This window comes from Pseudomonas izuensis (assembly GCF_009861505.1).
Lineage (GTDB): Bacteria > Pseudomonadota > Gammaproteobacteria > Pseudomonadales > Pseudomonadaceae > Aquipseudomonas > Aquipseudomonas izuensis.
Genome location: NZ_WTFT01000051.1, coordinates 1 through 3,319, shown reverse-complemented (window position 1 = coordinate 3,319; position 3,319 = coordinate 1). Strand labels below are relative to the sequence as shown.

General features: G+C 54.3%; 4 protein-coding genes. 3 read left to right on the top strand and 1 reads right to left on the bottom strand.

All coding sequences use genetic code 11. The features are described 5' to 3' along the window. From GPL81_RS29610 to GPL81_RS29600, 3 genes are all read left to right on the top strand, one after another. Window positions 1-199: hypothetical protein (locus GPL81_RS29610; RefSeq protein ID WP_160109613.1), on the top strand; the 199-nt coding region annotated here is incomplete at its 5' end. 25 nt (window positions 200-224) lie between these two features. Next, complete coding sequence (locus GPL81_RS29605; RefSeq protein WP_160109612.1) at window positions 225-464, top strand: hypothetical protein; 240 nt, start codon at window positions 225-227, stop codon at window positions 462-464. Window positions 465-867: 403 nt separating this feature from the next. After that, window positions 868-1,659 (top strand): cysteine hydrolase family protein, encoded by a 792-nt coding sequence (locus tag GPL81_RS29600; protein WP_160109611.1) that lies wholly within the window; start codon window positions 868-870, stop codon window positions 1,657-1,659. Window positions 1,660-2,208: 549 nt separating this feature from the next. On the opposite strand, the gene GPL81_RS29595 is transcribed toward GPL81_RS29600, so the two are convergent. Beyond that, window positions 2,209-3,319: MFS transporter (locus GPL81_RS29595; protein WP_160109610.1), on the bottom strand; the 1,111-nt coding region annotated here is incomplete at its 5' end.

Below are 3,319 nucleotides of genomic sequence, written 5' to 3'. Positions count from 1 at the left end.
CAATGATGACGAACAAAAGGCCTGGGATCTGTTTTTTTCGGCAGCATTGCCGCTTGCAAAAGCAGAGGGGTTGGCAACAAGCAGCAATGTTGACGGCTCATGGGCTGAGGTGATCAAACAAGCAGCTGGTATTGCAGACAACATGATTGAAGAACGTAGAGTTAGAAAGCCCTCACCTCTAGGGGGCTTTCTCACCTAAACCAGTGATTTGATCTGGAGCCAATATGGCCTTCTACGACGAAATGGCCGCGTTGGCTCGACCAAAAGATCGCCGATGCCCCAGCGCCAGGGTTAAGGCGCAGCAACACAGTGACAGCGAACTAGCGATCATTGCGAACAATGAAGAGGGTCGGCTGGGCAAGCAGACATTGGCGGTCAATACCTGCATCAGCGCTTTGCAGCAGCAGGTCGAGACGCTTCGACCGGTTGAATCCACAGCCAAAAGCGGTCGCTCACCCACATAATGCCTTGTCTTTAACATATGGATATCCCCCAGTTCGTACAGGCGTTCGGTGATGATGCCGATAGCTTCATCACCCTCGGCCAACGGCACTGAGATCCCTCTAGAAGTATCTCGCTGCACCCGACATACACCTTCATATATATCCCTGCCACTGACGTATGGTTTCGCTGAACCGAAGTAGCAGTGCGCTTGGAGGATTCCATCAATAACATGAACTCACAGCGGACGACTCGGTGTAATGATTACAGTCCCTTCATTTGGGGGTCCAGCGATCGCCCGCCAAACTTGAAGAATAACTTCATCACTGACCACTTCTTCGACACGGTGGGCGTACGCTTTGTCAAAGGTGCAACTGAATGCATCGACGAACAGGCAATGCACCACCCCGCATTGAGTACGCACAAATGACCTTCAACAGCATTTATCCCAAGAGAATGATCTCCTGCGCCACGTTGCTGGCGGCCATCCTGATGGCGCCGGGCATTGGCTTCGCCACCGAGAACCTTTACGCCGATCCGGCCAAGCCCGCGCTCCCGGCCTCCACCTTTCAATGGGATTCAAGCCGAACCGCTCTGGTCGTAATCGACCCACAGATCGACTTCATGAGCCCGGAGGGTGCGGGCTGGTCGGTCTTCGGTCAAAGCGTAACCGAGCAAAATCTGGTGCCGAATCTGAGCCGGCTTTTTGCAGCATTCAAGAAAGCCGGAACAACCGTAGCCATTTCGCCGCACTACTACTATCCCCACGATCATAAATGGGAGTTTGAGGCGCCAGTGGAGACCGTTCAACACAAGCTCGGTCTCTTCGATCGTAAGGGTGCCTTGACGCTGGATGGTTTCCGTAACTCAGGTGCCGACTTCATGCAGGAGTTCAAGCCCTTCATTGAAGACGGCAAGACTATCGTCGCCTCACCGCACAAGTTGTATGGCCCGCAAAGCAACGACCTGATGCTGCAGTTGCGTAAACAGCGGATCGACAAGATAGTCCTGGCCGGCATGGCCGCCAACCTGTGCGTCGAATCGCACCTTCGCGAGTTTCTGGAGCGCGGTTTCGAAGTGGTCGTTGTACGTGACGCCGTCGCCGGTCCGAAGCTTCCTGACGGTGACGGATACGGTAGTGCCCTGGTCAACTTCCGCTACATCGCCAACGGTCTGATGACTACCGACGAGGTAGTGAACAAGCTGGAAGGACGCTGACCCTGGGCTCAACGGCTGGGAAAGTCCGACCGAGGAATCGGCGCTAAAAATCTTGCGGTGCGACGCGCGCAAAGCGCAGTCACGTCAGGGTAAAGGCGTGCGCAAGAAGGCTGCCGCTGTCGTAGAACCATTACAGGCAATGCTAACGACGTGTACGGATGACGTACCCATCCTCACTCACAGAGCTATCGCTCGGCCTATGCCAGCACTTCCCAGCTAAGCCGGGTAGCGGCGGGTTGCAAAAACGGTGTGACTTCCGACTCATAGGGACCTATCCGATGGCTGGTTACAAGCTCGGCCAGTGGCAATAATGTGGGTTACGCAACTTGAATTGGTAGCGAGGGCATGCCCGCCGAGGATATCTGCACATGCATGGAACTGGCGGATTGAGCGACTATTATGGACCGCTTAACCCTTCACGACAGGCGGCAATCGGCCAGAAGCAGCCCTTCACCGCCAACGTCGAATGCGCTTAGAACCAGAGCAACGGGTGACGCCTAAAACGGTAATTATTCGTTCAGAACCATTTGCTTTGTTTTTTGTTTGCGCTTACGGCTTCTTGAATAACAGTAAGAACAGAGCTGTTGTGGCAAGCAGCGCACCCGTGAGGAAAGTGCTGTCTGACCCAATGCTTTGCCAAAGCCAGCCCGCAAGAACGCTGGCGATCAGCATGCATACACCACTGACCAAATTGAATATACCGAAGGCGGTGCCCTTGAGTTTTCCAGGCGCTTTATCGGCTACTAACGAGGCAAGAATGCCTTGGCTGAATCCCATATGAAGCCCCCACAATGCAACACCCAGCATCATCGTAATAACAGAGCTGGGCTGAGCAAGCGCCAAATCCGCAAGGACGAGTAACCCCATGCCCACACAGAGCAGCGTCGCGCGACTGATACGATCAGATAGCCAACCGGCAGGGTAAGCGGACAACGTATAAAAAAGTGCCATTACCACCATCACCAGCGGAATCCAGGTGGCCGACAAGCCCATCTGCTGTGCTCTTAAAACAAGAAACGCTTCACTAAACCGGGCAAGTGTAAACACCCCGCCAACGACGACAACCCACCAATACCCAGGGGAGAAATCGTGAAGGACACGCCAATGAATCGGAGAGCGAAATTTGTGTTCGACGGAAGCGTGTACGGGCTCTTTTACGCCTGTGACAATTAGAGCCACCGCCATTGCTGCCGGAATCACCGCAACCCACAGTACAAGCTGAATATCTGCGAACGACAACATCAGCAGGATGGCCAGCGCGGGACCAAGAACGGCCCCTACGGTATCCATCGATTGGCGCAACCCAAAGCAGGCCCCACGAATCTCTGGTGGCGAAACATCTGCGACGAGGGCATCACGCGGCGCACCACGTATTCCTTTGCCAATACGATCCAGCAAGCGCGCTGTGAAAACTACTTCAACGGATTGAGCCAGAGGAAAAAACGGTTTGGTCAAGGCAGCCAAACCATACCCAAGCAACAGGAGGCCTTTGCGCCGGCCTATAAAGTCGCTGATGGCGCCTGAAAATATCTTGACGAGCATGGCCGTAGACTCGGCAACCCCCTCGATCACTCCGACAGTCAATGCGCTCGCGCCCAATGTGGTGACTAAAAACACAGGCAGTAAACTGTGTACCAGCTCGGAGGATAGATCCATAAAC